This is a genomic window from Bradyrhizobium stylosanthis (genome assembly GCF_001641335.1).
GTDB lineage: Bacteria > Pseudomonadota > Alphaproteobacteria > Rhizobiales > Xanthobacteraceae > Bradyrhizobium > Bradyrhizobium stylosanthis.
In genome coordinates, this window is sequence record NZ_LVEM01000001.1 from 19445 (window position 1) to 44390 (window position 24946).

At 66.3% G+C, this 24946-nt stretch carries 25 protein-coding genes; 16 read left to right on the forward strand and 9 right to left on the reverse strand.

Going from position 1 to position 24946, the window contains the following annotated elements; translation table 11 throughout:
• Window positions 1-57: 57 nt before the first annotated feature.
• The 4 genes from flgH to flgF are packed head-to-tail and all read right to left on the reverse strand — an operon-like array spanning window position 58 to window position 3550.
• Window positions 58-819, reverse strand: a complete 762-nt coding sequence (flgH, locus tag A7X65_RS00090; protein WP_063682356.1) for a flagellar basal body L-ring protein FlgH — start codon at window positions 817-819, stop codon at window positions 58-60.
• A gap of 3 nt (window positions 820-822) precedes the next feature.
• Window positions 823-1962 (reverse strand): flagellar basal body P-ring formation chaperone FlgA, encoded by a 1140-nt coding sequence (flgA, locus tag A7X65_RS00095; RefSeq protein WP_063684710.1) that lies wholly within the window; start codon window positions 1960-1962, stop codon window positions 823-825.
• Between the two features lie 21 nt (window positions 1963-1983).
• On the reverse strand, window positions 1984-2772 hold the full coding sequence (gene flgG, locus A7X65_RS00100) for a flagellar basal-body rod protein FlgG (protein ID WP_063682357.1): 789 nt from the start codon (window positions 2770-2772) through the stop codon (window positions 1984-1986).
• A 16-nt stretch (window positions 2773-2788) separates the two neighbouring features.
• A complete protein-coding gene (gene flgF, locus A7X65_RS00105; RefSeq protein ID WP_063682358.1) occupies window positions 2789-3550 on the reverse strand; it encodes a flagellar basal-body rod protein FlgF in 762 nt (253 codons plus the stop codon).
• 387 nt (window positions 3551-3937) lie between these two features.
• On the opposite strand from flgF, the gene fliL reads away from it, so the two are divergent.
• The 6 genes from fliL (at window position 3938) to A7X65_RS00135 (ending at window position 11065) form a co-directional block, all read left to right on the forward strand.
• On the forward strand, window positions 3938-4438 hold the full coding sequence (gene fliL / locus A7X65_RS00110; protein WP_063682359.1) for a flagellar basal body-associated protein FliL: 501 nt from the start codon (window positions 3938-3940) through the stop codon (window positions 4436-4438).
• Between the two features lie 30 nt (window positions 4439-4468).
• Window positions 4469-5671 carry a flagellar motor switch protein FliM gene (gene fliM, locus A7X65_RS00115; RefSeq protein WP_063682360.1) on the forward strand — a complete coding sequence of 401 codons (1203 nt, stop codon included), beginning with the start codon at window positions 4469-4471 and terminating at the stop codon, window positions 5669-5671.
• Window positions 5668-6114: a DUF6468 domain-containing protein gene (locus A7X65_RS00120; protein WP_063682361.1), complete on the forward strand. Its 447-nt coding sequence runs from the start codon at window positions 5668-5670 to the stop codon at window positions 6112-6114. The genes fliM and A7X65_RS00120 overlap by 4 nt, the downstream gene beginning before the upstream one ends.
• Window positions 6115-6123: 9 nt before the next feature.
• Window positions 6124-6885, forward strand: coding sequence for a MotE family protein (locus A7X65_RS00125; protein ID WP_063682362.1), 762 nt, complete (start codon window positions 6124-6126; stop codon window positions 6883-6885).
• Window positions 6886-6948: 63 nt separating this feature from the next.
• The gene (locus A7X65_RS00130) at window positions 6949-10746 is read left to right on the forward strand and encodes a tetratricopeptide repeat protein (RefSeq protein ID WP_156527566.1); all 3798 of its coding nucleotides are present in this window, start codon (window positions 6949-6951) and stop codon (window positions 10744-10746) included.
• Between the two features lie 82 nt (window positions 10747-10828).
• Complete coding sequence (locus tag A7X65_RS00135; protein ID WP_063682363.1) at window positions 10829-11065, forward strand: hypothetical protein; 237 nt, start codon at window positions 10829-10831, stop codon at window positions 11063-11065.
• Between the two features lie 165 nt (window positions 11066-11230).
• On the opposite strand, the gene fliP is transcribed toward A7X65_RS00135, so the two are convergent.
• On the reverse strand, window positions 11231-11995 hold the full coding sequence (fliP, locus tag A7X65_RS00140; RefSeq protein ID WP_063682364.1) for a flagellar type III secretion system pore protein FliP: 765 nt from the start codon (window positions 11993-11995) through the stop codon (window positions 11231-11233).
• Window positions 11992-12963, reverse strand: a complete 972-nt coding sequence (locus A7X65_RS00145) for a flagellar biosynthetic protein FliO (RefSeq protein ID WP_063682365.1) — start codon at window positions 12961-12963, stop codon at window positions 11992-11994. The genes fliP and A7X65_RS00145 overlap by 4 nt, the downstream gene beginning before the upstream one ends.
• Before the next feature lie 346 nt (window positions 12964-13309).
• Here A7X65_RS00145 and flgB point away from each other — a divergent pair, with 346 nt between their 5' ends.
• From flgB to A7X65_RS00195, 10 genes are all read left to right on the forward strand, one after another.
• The gene (gene flgB, locus A7X65_RS00150) at window positions 13310-13714 is read left to right on the forward strand and encodes a flagellar basal body rod protein FlgB (protein ID WP_063682366.1); all 405 of its coding nucleotides are present in this window, start codon (window positions 13310-13312) and stop codon (window positions 13712-13714) included.
• A 39-nt stretch (window positions 13715-13753) separates the two neighbouring features.
• Window positions 13754-14179: a flagellar basal body rod protein FlgC gene (gene flgC, locus A7X65_RS00155; protein ID WP_063684712.1), complete on the forward strand. Its 426-nt coding sequence runs from the start codon at window positions 13754-13756 to the stop codon at window positions 14177-14179.
• Window positions 14180-14195: 16 nt separating this feature from the next.
• Window positions 14196-14513: a flagellar hook-basal body complex protein FliE gene (gene fliE, locus A7X65_RS00160; RefSeq protein ID WP_063682367.1), complete on the forward strand. Its 318-nt coding sequence runs from the start codon at window positions 14196-14198 to the stop codon at window positions 14511-14513.
• 170 nt (window positions 14514-14683) lie between these two features.
• Window positions 14684-14947 carry a flagellar biosynthesis protein FliQ gene (fliQ, locus tag A7X65_RS00165; RefSeq protein ID WP_011088555.1) on the forward strand — a complete coding sequence of 88 codons (264 nt, stop codon included), beginning with the start codon at window positions 14684-14686 and terminating at the stop codon, window positions 14945-14947.
• A gap of 17 nt (window positions 14948-14964) precedes the next feature.
• The gene (gene fliR, locus A7X65_RS00170) at window positions 14965-15735 is read left to right on the forward strand and encodes a flagellar biosynthetic protein FliR (RefSeq protein WP_063682368.1); all 771 of its coding nucleotides are present in this window, start codon (window positions 14965-14967) and stop codon (window positions 15733-15735) included.
• 10 nt (window positions 15736-15745) lie between these two features.
• Window positions 15746-16825 carry a flagellar biosynthesis protein FlhB gene (flhB, locus tag A7X65_RS00175; RefSeq protein WP_063682369.1) on the forward strand — a complete coding sequence of 360 codons (1080 nt, stop codon included), beginning with the start codon at window positions 15746-15748 and terminating at the stop codon, window positions 16823-16825.
• A gap of 154 nt (window positions 16826-16979) precedes the next feature.
• Complete coding sequence (cckA, locus tag A7X65_RS00180; protein WP_063682370.1) at window positions 16980-19568, forward strand: cell cycle histidine kinase CckA; 2589 nt, start codon at window positions 16980-16982, stop codon at window positions 19566-19568.
• A 325-nt stretch (window positions 19569-19893) separates the two neighbouring features.
• Entirely contained in the window at window positions 19894-20910 is a 1017-nt protein-coding gene (locus tag A7X65_RS00185) for a Tim44 domain-containing protein (RefSeq protein ID WP_063682371.1), read from the forward strand.
• Window positions 20911-21055: 145 nt separating this feature from the next.
• On the forward strand, window positions 21056-21736 hold the full coding sequence (locus A7X65_RS00190) for a lectin (RefSeq protein ID WP_063682372.1): 681 nt from the start codon (window positions 21056-21058) through the stop codon (window positions 21734-21736).
• A gap of 198 nt (window positions 21737-21934) precedes the next feature.
• Window positions 21935-22642, forward strand: coding sequence for a glutathione S-transferase (locus tag A7X65_RS00195; RefSeq protein ID WP_063682373.1), 708 nt, complete (start codon window positions 21935-21937; stop codon window positions 22640-22642).
• Between the two features lie 371 nt (window positions 22643-23013).
• On the opposite strand, the gene A7X65_RS00200 is transcribed toward A7X65_RS00195, so the two are convergent.
• From A7X65_RS00200 to A7X65_RS00205, 3 genes are all read right to left on the reverse strand, one after another.
• Entirely contained in the window at window positions 23014-23688 is a 675-nt protein-coding gene (locus tag A7X65_RS00200; RefSeq protein ID WP_063682374.1) for a methyltransferase family protein, read from the reverse strand.
• Window positions 23689-23805: 117 nt separating this feature from the next.
• Complete coding sequence (locus A7X65_RS42400) at window positions 23806-23979, reverse strand: hypothetical protein (protein WP_167358184.1); 174 nt, start codon at window positions 23977-23979, stop codon at window positions 23806-23808.
• Window positions 23980-24282: 303 nt separating this feature from the next.
• Window positions 24283-24756: a hypothetical protein gene (locus tag A7X65_RS00205; RefSeq protein WP_063682375.1), complete on the reverse strand. Its 474-nt coding sequence runs from the start codon at window positions 24754-24756 to the stop codon at window positions 24283-24285.
• Window positions 24757-24946: the final 190 nt, after the last annotated feature.

The following is a 24946-nucleotide window of genomic DNA, read 5'->3' on the forward strand; positions in this document are numbered from 1 at the left end:
AGTACACCGTCGTTCGCGCCTAGGTTCGCGAACACGATGTGGGAGCTCGGGAGAAGGTTAGAAGGGCAGCAGCACGTCCATGACCTGCTGGCCGTAGCGCGGCTGCTGCACGTCCATGATCTGGCCGCGGCCGCCATAGGCGATGCGGGCCTGCGCGATCTTGCTGGAATCGATGGTGTTGTCGCTCTGGATGTCTTCGGGGCGGACGATGCCGGCGACCACGAGCTCGCGGATCTCGTAGTTGACGCGGATCTCCTGCTTGCCCTCGACCACGAGGTTGCCGTTCGGCAGCACCTGGGTCACGACGGCCGCGACGTTGGTCTGCAGGGCTTCCGTGCGGTTGACCGAGCCCTTGCCGTCGCTGGAGGCGGTGGAGTCGGCGGTCAGGATGCGGCCGGGCAGGATCTTGTTGGCCTGGGTGATGGTCTTGGATCCGATGAAGTCGGTGATGCCGGAATCTTCCGAATTGGTGCGGCTGCGCTGGGTCTCGTTGGAGAGGTTGGCCTTGTCGGTGATGTTCACGGACACGGTGAGGAGGTCGCCGATCTGATGGGCGCGCTGGTCCTTGAAGAACGCGCGGCTGCCGTTGCGCCACAGCGAGTTCGGATTGTAGGAGGCGACTTCCGGCTTCGGCATCGGCATCTGCACTGGCTTGTAGCCGGGCTGCGTCGTCGGATTGTCGATCGCGGACAGTTTCGGCTGCTCGCCGATCTGCGACAGGCGGTCGATCGAGGAGCAGCCACCCAGCGCGCAAGAGGCCAGCAGCAGGGCGGAGATCGCGATGCGACGAAGACGGGAAGCCGAACTGAACGAGGACATGACTTACTCTGACTTGGCTGGAGCTTGCGAGGCGCGAACTTGCGGGATCTGGGCTTGTGCGACTTGAGCGGGCGAAGCGGGGGGCACGACCAGGCTGCGGACGATGGCTGCGGTGTCGACCGGCGCGGGCGCTTCGTCGCGCTTGAGCGAGGAGGTCTGCTCGACCGCCGGCGCGATCGGCACGGACGCGCTGGCACCCTGCACGGTGATCTGGCCGCGGCCGGTGACGACGCCGGTCAGCGTGCGCTTGGATTGCAGGTTGAGCACGGAGACGGTGTCGCCTTCGGCGCCGCTCTCGACCGCCTTGCCGCGCGTGGTGAGGTAGAGGCCGGGCACCTGGTAGATGATGGTGACGGCCTGGTCGCGCTGCACGAAGTCGGGCTTGACGATGTCGGCGACGCGGATCGGCGTGCCCGCCCGCATCGGCCGGCGCAGCTGCATGCCGACGCTGCGGTCGCGCGAGGCGGGCTCGCCCGTGACCTCGGCCTTCGGCCGCCGCTCCAGCGAGATGTCCGAGGACTTCAGCATGTCGGCGCGGTCGATGTCGCGCGTCAGCACGGCGACTTCCACGGTCTCGATCGCGGTGCCGGTGAGGCGCAGCTTAGTCGGCGTCGGGTTGTTGTCGTTGCCGATCTCGAAGGCGATGTCGAAACGGCCGCCGCGCGCATCGTAGCGGGTGGCGACCGGCAGCAGGGCGCCGGTGTTGGAGGCATCGAGCCGCATGTCGGAGACGCCGCGGTCGAAGGTGACGGCGATGTTGGCGGCATCGCCGAGGCCGAAGCGGCGCTCGAGCGCGAAGGCCACCGCATTCTCGAGATCCTTGTTGGCGAGCGTGCGGGCGAGGCGGGTGACCTGGACTTCCCTGATGTCGCCGGTCATCACGCCGATCACCTGCTTGGCGCGCAGCACGCCGAGGACCTGGGCGACCGGCAGCGCGCCGGTGGTGCCGAGATCGGGCGAGCGGTAGACCGGGATCAGCGCAGCCGAGCCGGCATTGTCGATGAGATCGCCGACCCGAACCACGTCCGAGGTCACGGTGACGTTGGCGCGCAGCGTCGGCGCCGCGATGCCGTCGTCGGCGGCCCGTGCCGGCAGTGCCAGCAGCAGCAGAGCTGAGATCGTGGCGATTGTGGTGCGGATCATCGTCATTGCTTCAGTCTTGGCTCAGCGGAACAGCGCCGTGGTCGATTGCATCATCTGGTCGGCGGCGCTGATGACCTTGGCGTTCATCTCGTAGGCGCGCTGGGCTGCGATCAGGTCGCTCATCTCCGAGACGACGTCGACATTGGCCTGCTCGAGGCTGCCCTGGGTGATCTTGCCGTAGCCCTCGGAGTTCGCCGTGCCGTCCTGCGGCGGGCCGGAAGAGGGCGTTTCGGTGAACTGGTTGCTGCCGACCGGCTGCAGGCCCGCCTTGTTGATGAAGCGGGTCACGCCGATCTGGCCGAGAACGGTGTTGCTCGACGAGCCGGGCAGCGTCACCGAGACTTGGCCCTGCTCGTTGACGGTGAGGCCCGAGGCGTTGTTCGGGATCGTAATCGTCGGCTGCACCGGGTTGCCCTGGGCGGTGACGACACGGCCCTGGTTGTCCATCTGGAAGGTGCCGTCGCGGGTGTACTGGTAGGTGCCGTCGGGCATCAGGATCTTGAAGAAGCCTTCGCCGGACATCGCGAGGTCGAGGTCGTTGCCGGTCTGCGACAGCGTTCCCTGCGTCATGCTGCGCGGCGTGCCGACGGTCTTGACGCCGCCGCCGATGTCGACGCCGACGGGCACGATGGTGCCCTGGTCCGAGGCCTGCGCGCCGACGCGGCGGACGTGTTCGTAGATCAGGTCCTGGAACGCCGCGGTCTGCTTCTTGAAGCCGGTGGTGCGGAGGTTCGCGATGTTGTTGGAGATCACCTGAACGTTGAGTTCCTGTGCCGCCATTCCGGTCGCTGCGGTGTGAAGCGCCTGCATGTCAGTTCTCCCTCAATCAGGCCGGCACGTCGGCGAGCTTCTCGATCGCCGATTTGTGCATGTCGCTCTGCTGCTGCAGCAGGTTGGCGATGGCGGTGTAGCTGCGCATGACCTCGACCATCCGGGTCATCTCGCCGACCGAGTTGACGTTCGACTTCTCGATGTAGCCCTGCTGCACGGTCGACTTGGTGTCGGCCTGCTGGTTCGCCGATCCCGTGGTGTAGAGGTTGGCGCCGAGCTTGGTCAGCTTGGCCGGATCGTCGAACGTCACCATCTTGATCTTGCCGCGGATCGAGTCGGTCTTGGCGGTGCCCTCGAGGACGGTCACGGTGCCGTCGGGCGCGACGTTGATGTCGTGGTCGGTCGGCTGGAAGGTGATCGGGCCGCCGGTGCCGAGCACGAGGTTGCCGTCGGGGGTGACGAGCTGGCCGGTGTTGTTCATCGTGAACTTGCCGTCGCGGGTGTAGCGCTCGGCGCCGCCGGCCTGCACGGCGAAGAAGGCATTGCCGCTGATCGCCATGTCGAGCGGGTTGTTGGTCGGCTCCATCGGGCCCTGGCCGACGTCGCGGTAGGTGCCGCGGTCCTGCACATAGGAGACCCGGCGGTCGGAGCCGACGAAATTGTCCTCACGCGCGTTCGAGTTGAGGAACTCCTCGAACAGCGAATGGTCGGCCTTGAAGCCGTTGGTGTTGGCATTGGCGACGTTGTTGGCGATGACATCCATCTGCCGTTCCAACGTCATCTGCCGTGACAAGCCGATCAGAAGCGCGTTCTGCATCGGAAGATCTCCCCTGAGTGAGATCCGCCATTTCGCTCTCCCAAGCGCCTTGGCCGACCCCGTGAACGAGACTGTCGGGTTCTCCCAAACCCTGCGGTCTCGGTCCTTTCTCAGCGAAAGCCGTGCCAACTCGGAAAGATGTGTAATTTCAATTGATTGGATGTTTCGCGGGGGCGCGGGAGGGCGGCAGAAAGGTTCTGTTAGCCATGTTTGCCCGGCAGATTTTTCCTAGCTGGGGCCCAATCGAAAGATTCCGTTAACCATTATTACCGTAGCGTTTGCGTGCAAGAGGAGCGCATTGCGCTGGGACATTTGTATCGCGTCACTGTCTGCCAGGGGGCTTCGCTCTTTCGACACCTTTAAGAGATGAGCGAGCCTGAGCGACCCATGGCAGAGAATGAAGCGGAAGGCGGCGCAGCCACTGATGGCGCAGAAGCCGCTCCCCCGAAGAACAAGCTCAAGCTCATCATCATGGCCGTCGGCCTGCTCGCCGTCCTCGGCGGCGGCGCGGCGACCTGGTTCTTCTTCTTCCGTCACGGCGACGACGAGCACCATGCCGAGGCGGCGCCCCCGCCGAAGCCGCCGGCCTTCGTCGACGTGCCCGACATCATGGTCAACCTCGCCGGCGCGCCGGGCGAGCGCGTGCAATATCTGAAGCTGAAGATCGTGCTGGAGCTGAAGGAAGAGAAGCAGATCGAGGCGATCAAGCCGACCATGCCGCGCGTCACCGACATCTTCCAGACCTATGTGCGCGAGCTGCGCTCCTCCGACCTCAACGGCTCCGCCGGCATCTTCCGCCTCAAGGAGGAGCTGACCAAGCGCGTCAACGCCGCGGTCTCGCCGATCCAGGTCAGCGCGGTGCTGTTCAAGGAAGTCGTGATCCAGTGACGATGCGGCGGAAGGCAACGGGCTAGCGCCATGGCCGGCAACGAGCAAATGGACCAGGATGCGATTGCCGCCCAATGGGAGGCGTCGCTCGATTCCGAGGATCCCGCGGAGGCGGCGAAGGCCGCTGCCGAAAACGAACTATCGGAGACCATGGCCCTGCAATGGGCGGCCATGGTCGAGGACGGCAGCCGCGATCTCGGCTCCGGCAAGAATTCCGGCGAACGGGTGCTGTCGCAGGAGGAGATCGACAATCTCCTCGGCTTCACCGTCGGCGACGTCACGCTCGACGACCACAGCGGCATCCGCGCGATCATCGATTCGGCGATGGTCTCCTACGAGCGCCTGCCGATGCTCGAAATCGTCTTCGACCGCCTGGTGCGGCTGTTGACGACCTCCTTGCGCAATTTCACCTCGGACAACGTCGAAGTCTCGCTCGACCGCATCACCTCGGTGCGCTTCGGCGACTACATGAACTCGATCCCGCTGCCGGCCGTGCTCTCGGTGTTCAAGGCCGAGGAGTGGGAAAACTTCGGCATGGCGACGGTCGATTCCAACCTGATCTACTCGATGATCGACGTGCTGCTCGGGGGCCGCCGCGGCACCAGCCAGCTCCGCATCGAGGGCCGGCCCTACACCACGATCGAGACCGAGCTGGTCAAGCGCCTCGTCGAGGTGGTGCTGGCCGACGCCGAGCAGGCGTTCCGGCCGCTGTCGCCGGTGACCTTCACGATCGACCGGCTCGAGACCAATCCGCGTTTCGCCGCGATCAGCCGCCCCGCCAATGCCGCGATCCTGGTGCGCCTGCGCATCGACATGGAAGACCGCGGCGGCAATATCGAGCTCCTGCTGCCCTACGCGACCATCGAACCGATCCGGGGCGTCCTGCTCCAGATGTTCATGGGCGAAAAGTTCGGCCGTGACCAGATCTGGGAAGGCCATTTCGCCACCGAGATCGTGCAGGCTGAGATCGCCGTCGATGCCGTGCTCTACGAGGCCGATATCCCGCTCAAGCAGCTGATGCGGCTCAAGGTCGGTGACACCCTGCCGCTCGAGATGCGCGCGGATGCCGCCGTGACCGTGCGCTGCGGCGACGTCACCCTGACCGAGGGGCGGATGGGCCGGGTCGGCGACCGCGTCGCGATCCGCGTGACGAAACCCTTGCGCAAGCCAAGTACGACACTTGCGATGTTCGAGAAGGTGGACGAGCAGAACAAGATGATGGAGGCCCCATGAACCACTCCCTTGGAATGGCAATCGAAACGCTGGTGGCTATCCTGCTGATGCTCACCATCGGCTACTGTATCCTGCTGAACAAGCGGCTGACCCGGCTGAAGGCGGACGAGCATTCGCTGAAAGCCGTGATCGCCGAGCTGATCACCGCGACCGAGATCGCCGAGCGCGCGATCGGCGGGCTGAAGCTCGCGGTGCGCGACGTCAACGAGAACCTCGGCAGCCAGCTCGCGGCGGCGACCCAGATGTCGGACCAGCTCTACAAGCAGCTCGGCGAAGCCGACAACGTGGTGCGGCGCCTGTCCAAGATCGCGATCGCCGCGCGCCCCGTGACGGCCCCGGAAACGGTCGCCGCGCCTGCAGCAAAACCCTCGTCGGCCAAGGCGGTGGCGGCTGCAGCCGAAGCGTTCTCCGAGCGCCGCCGATCCAACGGCCTTGCCGCATGAAGTCAGGGTATGAAGTCCTTTCGTAACATCCGCGTCATTCCGGTCGTCCTGGTCGCCGTCGCAGGTCTTGCCACGCTCAAGGTCGCAGGCCTGGCGATCAATGGCGGCTATGTCTTCGACTACAAGCCGAACCAGACCAAGAAGTCCTGGGCGCAGGAGAATTTGAACTTCCCGACCGGCCGCGAGGACCCCGACATCACCGGCTCGACCCATGGCGCGCCGAAGGAGGCACCGAAACCTGCCGCGCCCGAGACCAAGCCCGAAGGCACCGTGGTCAAGATCGAGGAAGGCCAGCCGCAGGTCTCGGCGTCGGAGCGCGCGATCCTCGAGCGCCTGCAGGCGCGCCGCCAGGAGATCGAGGCCCGCCAGCGCGAGATCGACATCCGCGAGAGCCTGCTCAAATCGGCCGAGAAGCGCATCGAGAACAAGGTCGAGGAGATGAAAGCGGTGGAAACCCGCATCTCCGCGACCCAGGCCGAGCAGAAGGCCGCCGAAGCCCAGCGCATGAAGGGCCTCGTCACCATGTATGAGGGCATGAAGCCGAAGGACGCCGCGCGGGTGTTCGACCGGCTCGAGATGGGCGTGCTGATCGAGATCGCCTCGGCGATCGCGCCGCGAAAGATGTCGGACATCCTCGGCCTGATGTCGCCGGAGGCCGCCGAGCGGCTGACGGTCGAGATGGCCCGCCGTGCCAATGGCGGCGGCGATCAGTCCGCCGCGGCCGGCGACCTGCCCAAGATCGACGGCAAGCCGACGCAAAAGCCGAATTGAGGGCTCATACTTAAGAAGTCCTTAATTGCCAAAACCTACAGTCGAGGGCAGGGGCCGGCACCAATGCCGGCGTGGACCGTCGAACCGGAAGACATGCCGCCAATGGCGCAGAAGGCTGCCGATGGATTGTGGTCGCGAGCCCGCGCTTTGGCGTTCGGGCTGTCGCGCCATGTCCGCGTGGCGCCGCTGCTCGCCGCCTGCCTGCTGACCGGCCTCACGGCGCCGGCCCGTTCCGCCGATGCCGTCAAGGGCGAGGCGAGCTTCTCGGCCGGAGGCGGCTTTGCCCGTCTCGTGATCAAGCTCGGCGAGGACGTTCCCTCCGAGGTGACGACGGCCGGCTCCATCCTCATCATCCGCTTCGACCGGCCGGTCGACGTTCCCGTCGACCGCGTGCCTGAAGGCGCGCCCGACTACGTCAACTCCGCGCGCCGCGACCCGGACGGCGGTGCCATCCGCCTGTCGCTGGCGCGGCGCGTCACCGTCAACACGATGAATGCCGGCGAGCGCACCTTCGTTGACCTCCTGCCGGAGGGCTGGAAGGGGCCGCCGCCGAGCCTGCCGATGGACGTGGTCAAGGAACTCGCCGAGCGCGCCCGGCTCGCCGAACGCGCCTTGCGCGCCCAGCGCGCGGCAGCCGAGACCAAGAAGCGTCCGCAGATTCGCGTCCGGGCCTCGATGCAGCCGACCTTCGTGCGCTTCGTGTTCGAGATGCCCGACGGCGTCGGCGTGTCCTCCGTGCTCAATGAGCAGAAGCTCACGCTGATGTTCAACGCCAACCTCAATTTCGACCTGGCGGACGCCGTCGTCGCCGCGCCGCCGAACGTCGCCTCGATCAAGCAGAAGGCCGACATCGACCAGACCAGCGTCGAGATCGCGTTGATCGGCGATTCCGACGTGCACTCGTTCCGCGACGACAAGAACTACGTCGTCGACGTCTCCTTCCAGCCGGACAAGGGCAAGATGGCTGCGACGGCCGAGTCCGTGATCGCGCAGGCCAAGCCCGCCGGCCACGGACCGGCGCCTGCGCCGGAAAAGCCTGTGGCCGAGAAGCCGAAGGACGCGCATCGCGAGATCCCGCCGCCGACCTCGGAGACGATTGCGCGCGAGGCCAAGATCGACGTGAAGCCCGACGTGAAGCCCGACGTGAAGCCCGAGGCGAAGCCGGAAGCTCCTGCAGCGATGCCGGTCGTCGAAGCGCCGAAACCGGCGCCAGCGCCCGCGGTGACGGCCGAAGCCCCGCAAGTTGTGGAATCGCCGAAGGAAGCTCCCAAGCCCGCGCCTGCGGCTGAAGCTCCGGCCGCACCCGTCAAGCCTGCAACGGCCGAGGCGCCCAAGGAGGCCGTGAAGGAAGCTGCGAAGGAGCCGGTCAAGGAAGCCGTCAAGGCCGCGCCGGCCGAGACGCCGGCGCCGCAGCCCTCGATCGCCAGCGTCGATGCGCGCCGCGACAGCGATGGCCTGCGGGTTACGTTCCCGCTTCAGGTTTCAACGCCGGCGGCGGCGTTCCGCCGCGGCGATACCATCTGGCTGGTGTTCGATACGCCGAAGCCGATCGACGTCGAGGCGATCCGCACCAAGGGCGGCGCGATGATCGGCGAGGTCGGACGCATGCCGCTCGACAAGGGGCAGGCGGTGCGCATCCGTCTCACCCGGCCGCTGGTCTACTCGCTGACGAGCGAGGAGGTCGGCAAGGAAAACAACTGGCTGCTGACGCTCGCCGACAAGATCCAGGCGACGCCGCTGCCGCTGATGATGTCGCGCAACATCACCGATCCCGCGCTCGCCAACATCGCGATTCCCTTCGCCAATCCGGGCCAGCTGCACAAGCTGACCGATCCCGACGCCGGCGACACGCTCTACGTCGTCACCGGGCAGCGGCCGGTGCGCGGCTTCATCAAGCGGCAGGATCTCGTCGATCTCTCGCTGCTGGAATCCGCGCACGGCATCGCCATTCGGCCGAACTCGGACGAGGTCGGCGTCGAGGTCGGTTCCGACAAGGTCATCCTCGGCAAGAAGGGCGGGCTGACGCTGTCGCCGGTCGACATCTCGGCCGAGCGTGCGCCGACCGCGGTGCGTCCGATCTTCAGCCCCGAAGGCTGGCGCAAGGGGCAGTCGGAGAATTTCTGGACGCGGCAGACCGATCTGGTGATGGCGATCTCCGCGGTCGATCCGGCGATGCGTTCGCTGCCGCGGCTCGACCTCGCGCAGTTCTACATGTCGCGCGCGATGTATCACGAAGCCAAGGCCGTCACCGAGTTGATGCTGGCCGATCCGCTCAACAAGGAAGAGAGCGGCGCCCTGATCATGCACGCGATCGCGAGCATCCTGATCGGCCGGCCGGCACAGGGCCTGAAGGACCTCGCCAATCCCGTGATCGGCAACAGCCACGATTCCCAGCTCTGGAAGGCGCTCGCTTATGCGCGCCAAGGCAAGTGGGCGGATGCGCGCGAGAAGTTCAAGAACGTCGAATTCGCCATCGCCTCGCTGCCGCTCGACATCCAGCGCATCGTGACGATGGACGCGATGCGCTCCTCGCTCGAAGTGAAGGACTATGCCGGCGCCTCCAAGCGCCGCAGCGAGCTCGAGGTCGTCGGCGTCTCGCCGGAGGCTGCGCCCGGCTTTGCGGTGTTGCGCGGCCGGCTCGCCGAGGCGCTCGGCCACGACAAGGATGCGCTCGACGACTACAAATTCGCAGTCGGCTCGAACGACCGCCTGGCTGCCGCCGAAGCCAAGCAGCTCGAGGTGGCGCTGCGCCAGAAGCGCGACGAGATCGGCAAGGAAGACGCGCTGCGCGAGCTCGAGACGCTGTCGATGACCTGGCGTGGGGACTCGATCGAGGTCAAGACGCTGCAGATGCTGTCGCAGCTTTATGCCGAGAACGGGCGCTACCGCGACGCGCTTACGGCGGCGCGCACCGCGACAAGGCTGCAGCCGAACGCCGAAGCCTCGCGCCAGGCGCAGGACCTCGCCTCCGAGCTGTTCACGCAGATCTTCCTGGGGCCGAAGGGCGACGAGCTGCCGGTGGTCGAAGCGCTCGGCATGTTCTACGAGTTCCGCGAGCTGACGCCGATCGGCCGCCGCGGCGACGAGTTGATCCGCCGGCTCGCCGACCGTCTCGCCTCGATCGACCTGCTCGATCAGGCCGCCGAGCTGCTGCAATACCAGGTCGACCACCGCCTCGAAGGCGCCGCCCGCGCCCAGGTCGCCGCGCGCTTGTCCATGATCTATCTGGCCAACCGCAGGCCCGACAAGGCGATCTCGGCGCTGCGCGCGAGCCGGATCAGCGATCTCTCCGGCGAGCTCAGGCAGCAGCGCCTGCTGCTGGAGGCCCGCGCGCAGAGCGACGTCGGCCGCCACGATCTCGCGCTCGACATCGTCTCCAACGTCTCCGGGCGCGAGGTGCTCCGCCTGCGCTCCGACATCTTCTGGGCGGCGCGGCGCTGGCGCGAATCCGCCGAGCAGATCGAGCTCTATTACGGCGAGCGGTTCCGCGACTTCAAGCCGCTCAACGCGGTGGAGAAGAGCGACATCATCCGCGCCGCGGTCGGCTACGCGCTCGCCGACGACTCGATCGGCCTGTCGCGCTTCCGCGAGAAATACGCGCCGCTGATGAGCGAGAGCGCCGACCGTCTCGCCTTCGACATCGCCAGCAAGCCGGCGGCGGCCTCCAGCGCCGAGTTCGCCGAAATCGCCAAGCTCGCCGCCAGCGTCGATACCCTCGACGGCTTCCTGCGCGAGATGAAGCAGCGCTTCCCGGACGCCACCGCCCGCGCGCCGGCTTCGCCCCAGGCCAAGGACGAGAGCGACCACACCGGCTCCCTGCCCACGATCCCGGTCGTGCGCCAGATCAAGATGACGCGCTAGGAACCTTGCTACCTCTGGACCCCTCGACAGGCGCCGCGCCAGGCGGCAACCTGAGGCAACTTCATGCCGGGAGAGGGACGATATGAGCAAGCCTGCCAAGACCGAAGCCGAACTCATCGCCATGGCGCGGGCCGAATTGAAGGCCCATGTCGACGGGCCCGACGGCTTTGGCATCTCCATCGTTCGCGACGGCGACAGCTGGGAGTTCCGCGCCGACGCCGATCAGGCGACGCGGGACAAGGCCGGCTTTCCCGAAAGCGTCGCCATGCTGGTGCAGATCGGCGACCATCTCAGCAAGCAGTACGACGTGAAGGGGTAGGGGGCGTAGCCTCGTTCGTTGTAACGCCGAACTCGCCACACGATCGATGTCATCGCCCGACTTGATCGGGCGATCCAGTATTCCAGAGACGGCGGTGATGGAATCGAGAGGCCGCGGCGTGCGGGATGCCCCGGTCAAGCCGGGGCATGACAGCGATGGGTGCTGTTATCCGCCCCCGTAACTCTGCACCAGGCTTCCCGCCACCAGCGACCAGCCGTCCACCAGCACGAAGAAGATCAGCTTGAATGGCAGCGAGATCGTTGCCGGCGGCAGCATCATCATGCCCATCGACATCAGCACCGAGGCGACGACGAGGTCGATGATCAGGAAGGGCAGGAACAGCAGGAAGCCGATCTCGAAGGCGCGCTTCAGCTCGGAGATCATGAAGGCGGGAACGAGGATACGCAGTGCGAGGTCGTCGGGGGTGGCCGGGGGCGGCTCGCCGGAGAGGTCGAGGAACAGCTTGAGATCCTTCTCGCGCACGTTCTTCTGCATGAAGCCGCGCAAGGGGACGGAGGCGCGCTGGAGCGCGTCCTCGACGCTGATCTGATTGGCGACGAGCGGACGGATGCCCTCGTCGTAGGACTTCTGCAGCACCGGTCCCATCACGAAGAAGGTGAGGAACATCGCGAGCGCGATGATCACCGAGTTCGGCGGCGCGGTCGCGGTGCCCATCGCGGTGCGCAGCAGCGACAGCACGACCACGATGCGCGTGAACGAGGTCATCATGATCAGGATCGACGGTGCGATCGACAGCACCGTGAGCAGCGCGATCAGCTGGATCGCGCGCTCGGTGACGCCGCCACCGCCGGCGCCGCCGCCACCGAGATTGATGCTGATGTCCTGCGCATGCGCAAGGGTTGCGAGCGAAGCCGCACCGGCCAGGACAGAAAGGAAAAGAACTCTACGCGGGAGGGCCGGCAGCCTCACGAAGACGGCTTCGGACGGCCGAGCAGCGAGGCCATCTCGTCTTCGAGATTTTCAAAGCTGGTCTTCTCCGCGGCAGGCTTTGCCGGCGGGGCGGCCGGGGGCGCCGGCGGCTCGCTTCGCGCCGCGCGCGGGGGAGCGGACGGCGGTTCCGGTGCCACCGGAGGCGCGACGTCACCGGCCGGGCGGCGTAGCGCAGCTTCCAGCCGCTGCGCCATCTCGGCGAGGTTCTGCTCGGCGCTGGACGGCGCTGCCGGAGCGGGCGCCGGCGGCGGAACGGGGGGCGCCTGCGGCACGGGCGGAGGCGGCGGCGGCGCGGCTGCGCGTTCGGCGCGCACCGGCGGAACCTTCACCGGCTCGCTCTGGCGCGGCGGACGTGGCATCAGCGGCGGCTCGTTGCGGGCAATGCGCGGCGGCAGCGGCTCGGGCCGTGGCTCGCGCTCGGCACGCGGCGCCATCGGTTCCGGCGGGAAGGCCGGCGGCTCGCTGCGGCGTTCGGCCAGCGCGGGCGCGGGCCTGCGCACTTCGTCGGCGAAGGACGGGCGCGCGGGCCGCGGCGGCGGCTCGGGCATTTGCGGCTCGGGATGATCGAGCAGTTCGGGGCGCGGCGCTTCGTCGGCCCAGCCGCCGGCGTCCGGCATCGGGGCGAGCCGCGGCGGCTCGGCCGCGTTGGGACGCTGCGGAAGCTGGTCGCGGCCGGGCGCCGCACGCACGATATTGGGCTCGACGACGATGTCGGTCGGGCCGCCGATCATCAGCAGATGCTCGACATTGTCGCGCCGGACCAGCACCAGGCGGCGCCGGCCATCAACCGCGGCGGCATCGATCACCGCGAGGCGGGGCATCCGGCCGCGCTGGGTGTTGGCGCCGATCCGGTTGCCGGCGAATCGGCGAACCAGCCATGCAGCGACGCCGATCAACGCCAGAACGACGATGAACGCGACGATGAAGGTGATAGGGCTGCCTTGCATACTTGTCCCCGACAAATGGCGCTGATTTCGTGCCCGCGGTCAGCTGCGCCAACCACCGGCATACGATGCCCCAAATTGAGATCTCTTAACGTTCCACGGCAAGTTTTGCCGTCCCCAACTCTTAATAACCCATGAATCGCTCGATCCAAAACGACTTCTTGGCCTGTGCATGCGCCGCCAAGCGGTTGGGTTAATGCCACTTTTGGACGCGTAGAATCACGGTATCGCAAGATCGTGTCCCGCGCGGGGACAGGTCTCTGCGGCATCCTTAACCACCTGTTAACCATACAGGCGGCAAATTCTGCCTAGCTTCGGACACAGGTCCGACGGGCAAGGAGCCGCAACGATGTCCATCAACGACCTCCCGGTGCTGTCGGCGCTTCGCACCAAGATGCAGTGGCATCAGGAGCGCCAGCGCGTCCTGTCCGAGAACGTCTCCAACTCCGATACGCCCAAATTCCGGCCGCGCGACCTCGTGGAGCCGAAGCTCGACAAATCAGGCGCGGTCACGGGCTCGATGGGCCCCCTGGCGATGGCGGTCACCAGCGCCTCCCACATGAAGCCGTCAGGAGCGCCCTCCGGGTTCGACCAGAACAAGAATGCCGGCTTCGAGACCCGCCCCGCGGGCAATGCCGTCAATCTCGAGGAGGAGATGATGAAGGCCGCCAGCAACCAGATGGACTACGCGGCGGCGACCTCGCTCTATTCCAAGAGCCTGCATCTGCTCAAGACCGCGATCGGCAAGGGCTAGGTCGTGATCCGGAAACAGCAGGGCTAACGGAGGCAGATGATGGCGAACGACAGCAGCGACTTTGCCCGTTCCATGGCGATCGCAACCTCCGGCCTGCGCGCGCAGGCCGGGCGCATGCGGGTGATCTCCGAAAACATCGCGAACGCGGATTCGACCGCGCAGTCCGCCGGCGGCGATCCCTACCGGCGCAAGGTTCCGACCTTCTCCTCCGCGCTCGACCGCACGCTCGACGCGCAGGTCGTCACCCTCGGCAGGATCAAGCCCGACCAGTCCGCCTTCCGCGTCAGATACGAGCCGAACAATCCGGCGGCGGATGCCACCGGCAACGTCAAATATCCCAACGTGAACTCGGTGGTCGAGATGACCGACATGCGCGATGCGCAGCGGTCCTACGAGGCCAATCTCAACATCATCAGTGCGACGCGCCGGATGATCCAGCGCACGCTCGACATCCTCAAGAGCTGAACAGGACATTTGAGCCATGGCATCACCGTCAGTCGCCGCCAATGCTTATGCGAGCCTCGCCCGCGTGCTGGACAACACCGGCGCCGGTGCTGCCGGCAAGGGCAGTGAAGCAGGCGGGCAGTCTTTTGCCTCGCTGCTGAAAGACGCCGTCGGCAGCGTCATGGAATCCGGCCGCAAGTCCGACGCCCAGACGGTGGCGATGGCCTCCGGCAAGGCCAACGTGATGGACGTGGTGACGGCGGTCGCCGACACCGACGTCGCGGTGTCCACGCTGGTCTCGGTCCGCGACCGCGTGATCGCGGCGTATGAAGACATCATGAAGATGCCGATCTGATTTTAGCGCTGGCGCTCGCCCCAATTGTCATTGCGAGCGAAGCGAAGCAATCCAGAATCTCTCTGCGGCGGCAGCCTGGATTGCTTCGCTTCGCTCGCAATGACGGGGGGAGGTCTTCGCATCGCTCGGAACAGCGGTGGGAAGGTGGAAATGAACAAGGAAAGTTTGAAATGACCGGACCCGAGACCCTCGACGTCGCCCGCGATGCGATCTGGACCATCGTGATCGTGTCCTCGCCGCTGATGGTGGTTGGCCTGGTGGTCGGCGTCATCGTGTCGCTGTTCCAGGCGCTGACGCAGATCCAGGAGCAGACGTTGATCTACGTGCCGAAGATCCTCGCCATCTTCGCCACGATGCTATTGGCGCTACCGTTCATGGCCGACTCGCTCCACGCCCACATGCTGCGGATATCGTCGCGAATCATCGGCGGCTGAGGCACAATGCGGGTGCTATGCGCATCGACGTCTCGCTGCTGCCGGCGCTCGCCGCTGCCTTCATGCTCGCCTTCGCCCGGGTCGGTGCGATGGTGATGCTGCTGCCTGGCCTGGGCGAGACCAATATCCCGACGCGGATCAAGCTGTCGATCGCGCTGCTGCTCACGCTGATCATCCTGCCGCTGCATCGCAACGCCTATCAGGTCGACATGGGTTCGCTGGCGCCGCTGCTGGTGCTGATGCTGCACGAGATCGCGATCGGCATCGTGCTGGGCGCGACCGCGCGCGTGACGCTGTCGGCGCTGCAGGTCGCGGGCTCCGTGATCGCGCAGCAGATGGGGCTCGGCTTCGTCACCTCGGTCGATCCGACCCAGGGACAGCAGGGCGTGCTGGTCGGCAACTTCCTGACCATGCTCGGGGTGACGCTGCTGTTCGCCACCGACAGCCATCATCTGGTGATCGCGGCGCTGAACGACAGCTATACGATCTTCTCGCCGGGCGAGACGGTGTCGAGCGGCGATGTCGCTTCGCTCGCGACGCGCGCCTTTGCCGCAGCGTTCCGCCTCGGCCTGCAGCTCTCGGGGCCGTTCCTGGTGTTCGGCCTCGTCTTCAACATCGGGCTCGGCGTGCTGGCGCGGCTGATGCCGCAGATGCAGGTCTATTTCGTCGGCGTGCCGCTGTCGATCTTCGCAGGCTTCCTGGTGCTCGCCGTCGTGCTCACCGCGATGATGGGCACGTATCTCGACTATTTCATCGGTGTCATGCACCAGATGATGCCGCTCAAGTAACGAGGGATCGATGGCGGAAGACAACGATCCAGAGAGTCAAACAGAAGACCCGACACAAAAACGTCTCGACGACGCGCTCGAACGCGGCGACGTTGCCAAAAGCCAGGAAATCAACACCTGGTTCATGATCGCCGGCGGCACGCTCGTGGTCTCGACGTTCTCGAGCTCGGTCGGCAGCGGGCTGGTGACGCCGATGCGCAACCTGCTGGCCAATTCCTGGATGATCAAGACCGACGGCGGGAACCTGATCAAGCTGATGCAGCAGATCGAGCTCGCCGTGCTCGCGGCGGTCGGCGTGCCCTTGCTGATGCTGGTGCTGGCGGCGATCGCCGGCAACATGCTCCAGCACCGCCTGGTGTGGTCGGCCGAATCCCTGACGCCCAAGTTCAGCAAGATCTCGCCCGGCGCCGGCTTCAAGCGCATCTTCGGCAAGCAGGCGGCCGCCAACTTCCTCAAGGGGATCGGCAAGCTGGTCGCGCTCAGCGTGGTCATGACCATGATCCTGTGGCCGGAGCGGCATCGCATGGAGGCGATGGTCAGGCTCGATCCGGCCGCCATGCTCGGCGCCAGCACCAGCATGACCGTCCACCTGCTCGGCGCGGTGGTCGCGGCGCTCGCGATCATCGCCATCGCCGACTATTTCTTCCAGTACCGCAGCTGGTTCCAGCGGCAGAAGATGTCGCTCCAGGAGATCAAGGAAGAGTTCAAGCAGTCCGAAGGCGACCCGCACATCAAGGGCAAGCTGAGGCAAATCCGGCAGCAGCGCGCCAAGAAGCGCATGATGGCGGCGGTTCCCAAGGCCTCGGTGATCATCACCAACCCGACCCACTATTCGGTGGCGTTGTCCTACGAGCGCGGCATGACCGCGCCGATCTGCGTCGCCAAGGGCGTCGACAACCTCGCCTTCAAGATCCGGGAGATTGCGCGCGAGCACGACATCCCGATCGTCGAAAATGTCCCGCTGGCCCGTGCGCTCTACGCCACCGTCGAGATCGACCAGGAAATCCCGACCGAGCACTACCATGCGGTTGCCGAGGTCATCGGCTACGTCATGCGGCTGAAGCAGGGATTCCGCGCCGGGCGAGGCTAAAACCCCCGAAAAGTACCGGAAATGGCTGTAAACTGGGAATCAGCGTACCTTTCAACCCGGCTGCCCTTGCGCCTGCGGGTCCTGATGAGGCAGGGAAGGCCCTGCGCGCGCGGCAGCGCGTTGATTCTCTGCCAACAGGCTGCGCCAGCTCGATATGACCGCTGAGACCGACCACGACCTCACACGCGAGCCCGTTGCGGCGCACGAGCCGTCGCCGCGCTCGGGCAGCATTGCGCTGGTGCTGCTGGTGGCCGCCGGCCTCGTCGCGGTCGCCGTCGGGCTGATGACGCTCGGCCGCGCGCAGGCGCAGCCCTACATCCTCGGCATCCTCGCGGTGCTGGCGATGGTCGGCCTGTTCAACCTGTTCGCCTTCGCCGCCGGTATCATCCGCTTCGCCGACCGCAATCTCGACGATCCCATCATCGGCCGCATCTCCGATCACGCCTTCGATGGCCTCGCCGTGACCGATCCGCGCGGCCACGTGGTCTATTCCAATGCGGCCTATTTGACGCTGACCGGCGCCGGCGGTCCGCAGGATGTGCGCCCCGTGGAGCGCGTCTTCATCGGCAATCCCGACGTCTCCGAGGCCGTGTTCCGCCTGCTCAAGGCCGCCCGCGAGGGCAAGCGGCAGCAGGAGGAGGTGCGCCTCTCCGGCCATGACGGCAGCCAGGGCCGCTGGCTGCGCATGCGCGTGCGCCCGCTCGGCGGCGGCAAGCGCGAGTCGAAATATGCGGTGTGGTCGATCGCCGACATCACCCGCGATCGCGAGCGCCAGGAGGACGTGTTCCAGGAGCTCCAGCACGCGATCGAATATCTCGACCATGCGCCGTGCGGCTTCTTCTCGGTCAATCCGGCCGGGGAGCTCGCCTATGTCAACGCCACGCTGGCGAACTGGCTCGACTATGACCTCGCCGAAATCGGCTCGGGCGGGTTGAAGCTCACCGACATCGTCTCCGGCGACGGCGCCTCGCTGCTGACCTCGATCGTGGCGGTGCCGGGCGAGGTCAAGACCGAGGTCTTCGACATCGACCTGCGGATGCGGACCGGCAAGACCATGCCGGTGCGGCTCTATCACAAGCTCGCCTTCGGTGCCGACGGCGCGCCGGGGCCCTCGCGCACGCTCGTCATCAGCCGCGCCCGCGACGAGCGCAGCGATCCCGACCGTGCCGCCGAAGTGCGCTTCATGCGCTTCTTCGACCACACGCCCATGGCGATCGCGACCGTCGACCGCGGCGGCAACGTCGTGCGCGCCAATGCGCGCTACGCCAAGCTCGGGCAGGCGCTCGGGCTCGACAGCGCCTCCAAGTCGATCTTCCGCGCCGTCAATTCGCGCGACCGCCATCTCCTGATCGCAGCCATCAACCAGGCCGCCGAGGGCCAGGCCGACATCGCGCCGGTCGAGGTCGCGCTGGAAGGGACCAAGGAGCGCTGGGGCCAGTTCTTCGTCACGCCGGTGGATGCCGCCGAGAACGAGGCGGAAGCCGCCATCGTGCACATGCTCGAGACCACCGAGCGGCGCGCGCTGGAGAACCAGATCAACCAGTCGCAGAAGATGGAGACGGTCGGCCAGCTCGCCGGCGGCATCGCCCACGACTTCAACAACGTGCTCTCCGCCATCATGATGGCGAACGACTTCCTCCTGAACGCGCACAAGCCGACCGATCCGTCGTTCCAGGACATCATGCAGATCAAGCAGAACGCGACGCGCGCCGCCACGCTGGTGCGGCAGCTGCTGGCGTTCTCGCGGCGGCAGACGCTGCGCCCGCAGGTGCTCGATCTCGGCGATGCGCTCTCCGACCTTGCCATGCTGCTGCGCCGCCTGATCGGCGAGAAGGTCAAGCACGAGACGATCCACGGCCGCGATCTCTGGCCGGTCAAGGTCGACGTCTCCCAGTTCGAGCAGGTCATCGTCAACCTCGCGGTCAACGCGCGCGACGCCATGCCCGATGGCGGCAAGCTGATCATCCGCACCGCCAACGTCACGGCCGAAGAAGCGGCCAAGCTCGCCTACAAGGGCATGCCGCCCGCGGACTATGTGCGGATCGAGGTCGCCGACACCGGCACCGGCATTCCCGCCGACATCCGCGACAAGATCTTCGAGCCGTTCTTCTCGACCAAGGAAGTCGGCAAGGGCACCGGCCTCGGGCTCTCCACCGTCTACGGCATCGTCAAGCAGACCGGCGGTTTCATCTACGTCGATTCCGAGCCGGGGCAGGGCACCTCGTTCCACATCTTCCTGCCGCGCCATCACGCCGAGCAGGAAGCGCAGGTCGAGCAGCCCGCGGCCGCGGCCAGCGCGACCAATGGCGCCGCAAAGGAAGCCGCTGCCGGCGCGCCGGCGGAGGCCAAGCCGCGCACCGATCTCACCGGGCAGGGCACGATCCTTCTCGTCGAGGACGAGGAAGGCCTGCGTGCGCTCAACGCCCGTGGCCTGCGCTCGCGCGGCTACACCGTGGTCGAGGCCGAGAACGGTGTCGAGGCCATGGAGGTGCTGGACGAGCAGAGCGGCGCGATCGACCTCGTGGTCTCCGACGTCGTGATGCCGGAGATGGACGGCCCGACGCTGCTGAAGGCGATGCGCGAGCAGAACCCCGACATCAAGTTCATCTTCGTCTCCGGCTATGCCGAGGACGCCTTCGAGAAGAGCCTGCCCGAAGGCCAGCAGTTCGACTTCCTGCCAAAGCCGTTCACGCTCAGCCAGCTCGTGGCGGCGGTGAAGGAGACGATGACGAAGCAGGGGTGAGGGCGCGTCCTCTTCGTCATTGCGAGGAGCGAAGCGACGAAGCAATCCGGACTGCGTTTGCGGAACATTCTGGATTGCTTCGTCGCAAGGGCTCCTCGCAATGACGGTGGAGAGAGCCGCGACTTTCATGACGAGGATCGGGAAAACGCGGAATTTACCACGGCAAGCCAGCGGTAACCGGCGACCTCGGTTCCCCCGGCGCACCCGGCCAAACCCCCGTCAAATATGGGCTTTTGCCACATCCCCGCGACTGAGGGCCGCAGCTACAAGTTCCGAAACCGGCTTCACTTTTCGGGAAGTCTGCCCATCTTAGGGACACGTCCCCATGCCGGGGATATGGGAAACGCACATGACTTTCTCGCAACGCTCCCGCACTCTCTTCAAGACGATGGCCGTCGTGCTGGCGCTTGCGCTGCCGACCGCGCTCGCCATCTCGTCCGCCGACGCGCGCGTCGGCGGCGGCATGTCGTCGGGCTCGCGCGGCTCGCGCACCTATTCGGCGCCGCCCTCGACCACGACCGCGCCGGGCTCGACTTCGCAGTTCAACCGCACCTACACCCAGCCGGGTGCAGGCATGAATTCGGCCGCAGCTGCGCCCGCGCGCGGCGGTCTGTTCGGCCGCGCCGGCGGCTTCATGGGCGGCCTTGCGGCCGGCTTCCTCGGCGCTGGCCTGCTCGGCATGCTGTTCGGTGGCGGCCTGTTCGGCGGCCTCGGTGGCCTGTCGTCGATCATCGGCCTGATCATCCAGATCGCCCTCGTGGTGCTGGTGGTTCGCCTCGCGATGTCGTGGTGGCAGCGCCGTCACACCCCGCAGACGGCTTACGCCAATGCTGACGCCGGCGCCGGCCAGGGACCGCAGCCGAACTATCGCAGCGGCCTCGGTGGCGGACTTGGCGGTGGCCTCGGCGGCTTCGGCTTCGGTGGTGCCAACAACGCGCCGCTCGAGATCAAGCCTGACGACTACGAGGCGTTCGAGCGCCTGCTCGGCGAAGTCCAGACCGCGTGGTCGAACGAGGACGTGGCCAAGCTGCATACGCTCGCGACGCCGGAGATGGTCTCCTATTTCGAGCAGGACCTCAGCCAGAACCGCGCGCGCAACGTCGTCAACAAGGTGAGCAACACCAAGCTGCTGCAGGGCGACCTCGCGGAAGCCTGGCGCGAAGGCGAGACCGACTACGCCACGGTGGCACTGCGCTTCGCGCTCACCGACAAGACGGTGGATCGCAACACCGGCGCGATCGTCGCCGGCAGCGAGCAGCCGGGCGAGGCCACCGAGATCTGGACCTTCGCCCGTCGCCCGAACGGCGGCTGGGAATTGTCGGCGATCCAGCAGACCAACTGATCGCGGACGAGATGAGAAACCAGGGCGTCGTGCTTCCAGCACGGCGCCCTTTTCTTTTGGGCGTTCCGCATCGCGGCATCGGAATAAGCGGGCGCGCCCCGGGTTGAAGTCAGGCGGCGAACAAAAACACTCCTGGGAGGACAAGATGATCCGTATCGAAAGATCCGTGACGATTTCAGGGCTCGCGCTCGCACTGGCCTTGCTCGCGGCGCCATCCGTGCACGCGCAGTCGGCTGACATGACGTTCTTCGTGACGTCGAACGGCCCGGGCAAGGGTGCCGACCTCGGCGGCCTGGAAGGAGCCGACGCGCAGTGCCAGAAGCTCGCACAGACCGCCGGTGCTGGCGCCAAGACCTGGCGCGCCTATCTGTCGACGCAGGCTGCCGACGGCAAGCCGGCCGTCAACGCCAAGGATCGCATCGGCAAGGGACCATGGCAGAACGCCAAGGGCGCGGTCATCGCCAAGGACGTCGCCGATCTGCACGGCGCGGCCAACAATCTCACCAAGCAGACGGCACTGAGCGAGAAGGGCGAGGTGACCAACGGCCGCGGCGATACGCCGAACCGGCACGACATCCTCACGGGAACGCAGCCCGACGGCACCGCGTTCGGAGCCGGCGACGACAAGACCTGCAAGAACTGGACGTCGAGCACGCAGGGCACGGCGGTGGTGGGCCATGCTGATCGGCAGGGCCTGCGCGACGACGAGCCGTCCAAGTCCTGGAACAGCTCGCACCCTTCGCGCGGTCCCGACGGCGGCTGCTCGCAGGCCGATCTCAAGAGCACCGGCGGCGACGGCCTGCTGTACTGCTTCGCGTCGAATTGAGGAACTGAGCTCTTTCCTTCGTCATTGCGAGGAGCGAAGCGACGGAGCAATCCAGACTATCTCCGCGGAACGACTCTGGATTGCTTCGCTGCGCTCGCAATGACGGTGCTTGAAGCGCAGCTGTTCCGTCGCACCCTGACGGAACTCGAGGCCACATGCTACATTGGTCCGCAGCATCCACGCTCACGGACCCCTCCCATGAAATACGAGCTCTACTACTGGCCCGAGATCCAGGGCCGCGGCGAATATGTGCGGCTGGCGCTGGAGGAGGCCGGCGCCGCTTATGTCGACGTCGCGCGTGGCCCGCGCGGCTCCGGTGCGATGATGAAAATGATGGATGCGCAGAAGGGCACGCCGCCTTTTGCGCCGCCGTTCCTCAAGGCCGGCAAGCTCGTGATCGGCCAGACCGCGAACATCCTGCTCTATCTGGGCGGTCGCCACGGCCTCGCGCCGAAGACCGAAGCCGGCAAACTCTGGGTACACCAGCTTCAGCTCACCATCACGGACTTCGTGCTGGAGATCCACGACACCCATCACCCGCTCGGTCCCTCGCTCTATTACGAGGACCAGAAGGCGCCGGCGAAGAAGCGCACCGCGGAGTTCTGGGATGAGCGCGTGCCGAAATATCTGGGCTATTTCGAGCAGCTGCTCGCCGGCAATGGCGGCGCTTACGTCACGGGCCGCCGGCTCACTTACGTCGATCTCTCGCTGTTCCAGATCGTCGCCGGGCTGCGCTATGCCTTTCCCAAGCGCATGAAGGCGTTCGAGACCGACATCCCGGGCCTCGTCGGCCTGCACGACCGCATCGCTGTGCGGCCCAACATCAAGGCCTACCTCGACAGCCCGCGCCGCATCGCCTTCAACGAGCAGGGCATCTTCCGCCGTTACAAGGAATTGGACGGCTAGAGCGTTTTCGAGCGACGGGGATTCCGGCTCGCGTGAAGGTGCGCGTCCAATAAGAGCTAGCCGGTCCGGATGGAGGCTGGCGGCAGCCCCCGTTCCGGACCGGCCGTATCGGGCGCGATCAATCGCCCGAACGCGTCACGGCTTCCGGGCGCCTGTGAACGCTGCGGGCCGGATGGATGATTTGTATCGCCGGAGGCAGGAGCGGGATCATGCTCGTCGGGGCAGGGAGGCTTGCAGAACATCGTCGCGTCTTCCGCTTGCGTGGATGCGGCTTGCTCTAGCGAGGTTCGATCGCGGCGACGTCAGTCGATCGGAGGATGGCGGGCGCTTTTCCGGCAGATGTCGACGTGGTGCGCGACAGTGGTGCGCCCTCACCACACGCCGGGCACCAGGCGATAGCGCACCCGCGCGGCATAATCGACATAGCCCGGCAGGCCCTCGCGCAGCGTGCGCTCCTCGATGCGGATGCGGACGGCAAACAGGGCGAGGAACAGCGGCGCCATCGCAAGTCCCCACCACGAGCCCAGAGCCAACGGCAGGCCGGCGAAGAACAGCATCATGCCGCTATACATGGGATGGCGCACATACGCGTAGGGCCCGGTCGAGATCACGTGTTGCGCGCGCTCGGCCTGCAGCTTCACCACGGGGGCCGCGAACGAGTTCTCGCGGAACACTGACATCGTGAACAGCATGCAGAGCATGAACAGCACGAAGCCGAGGACCTGGAGTGCAACCGGCATGTCGGACGCAAGCGCGCGCCGGTCGAGCCCCATCACGACCAGCCAGGCCAGCATCACCGCCATGAGCGCGGTGACGAAAACCTTGTCGGCCGGCGGCTGCTCCTTCTGGATTACCGGACGGAGACGCTCCGCCAGCAATGCCGGATCGAGCCGGTAGAGCCACCAGCCGCAGAGTGGACCGAGCGAGGCGGAGGCAGCGAGGAACACCCAGGCCGACGGCCAATGCAGCGTGCCGGCGGAGGCGAACAGCAGCGCGCCCATCGCGACGGTGAAGGTGATGTTCTGCAACAGAAGGCGGGCGATCATGCGCAGCTCTCAGGTTCGAGCGCGCACGAGCATGGTCCCGCTATCCGGCGAAGATGCGGCCGGAGACGCCAAAAGCCCGATCGACCGGATCGGGCGTTTCAGCTCTGGCAAGGCCGATCAGGCGAGCTGATCGATCCGCGTGCCCTGACCCGGCGGCAGCGGCGCGGGCGGCGGCGGCTTGTAGGTCGGGTCGTTGTCCTTGGTCTTGGTCTGGTCGTCCTGCTGCTTGGTCGTGTCGTAGCTCGGCACCACGATCGCGATCGGCGGCGGCGCAACGGTAGAAACGCTCATCCACAAATCCTCACACATGGAAACAATTCAACCTGCCCCGACAGGAGCGAAATTTCCTTCAAGGCAATCGTTAAAATGCGAGGGATTGGGGTGGTGGTGTGCTCTTGTTCGCGCCCTTCATTCTGCAGTTTCGAGGAACACGAGCTCTCTCATCCGTGATTGCGAGCGCAGCGAAGCAATCCAGAGTCCCTCCGCGGAGACGGACTGGATTGCTTCGCTGCGCTCGCAATGACGAAGTGTGTGGCGAGCGGCGTCCCGATGGTGGCGCCGGCGTGCGCGCGGAAAGAGCGCGAGAGCAGTTGCCTACTCGTCCTTGCCGCGTGTGATCGCGATGGAGGCGTCCGTCTTGGTGCGGGTGCATTCCATGTTGAGGCGGCGGTAGCGCATGACGATCTTGTCGCCGCGCAACAGACCCATCCGCTTCAGGCAGCGCGTCGCGCCGGTCGTGGTGTCGTCCTTGGTCACGGTGAAGACGATCGCCGCCATCGATCCCACCAGCGCGAAGAACTCCGGCGTCGGCTTGCGATCGCCCTTGGCATAGAGCTCGATCGAGTATTTGTCGCCGCGGCACCCGACCGACAGCTCCTTGGCCGCCGGATGCGTCAGATAGACGATGTTGCCGGCGCGGAAATTCACCTTGAGGCGATCGACCTGGTTCGCCAGCTCCTTGGCGCTGTCGTCGCAACGATCGGCGCGCGCAGGCGAGGCGAGAGCCACAAGTCCGGTGATGGCGGCGGCGACCAGGATCGCGCCGCGGACGTTCAAGTTGAAAAGCATGATGAAAAGCCCCTGAGGGCGCGCATTCAACCGTCGTCGCGCGCGGAGCGCAAGGGGTGCAACCAGACCTTCTCGGGGACAATGATGGCCACGCACCGCCGCGGCCGTCGATCCGGAAAGGCCGTCTTGTCGCCGATTTGGGATGCCCCGGCCGCGCCAGAACGCCTTCCATTTGTGGCAAAAGAGCTTA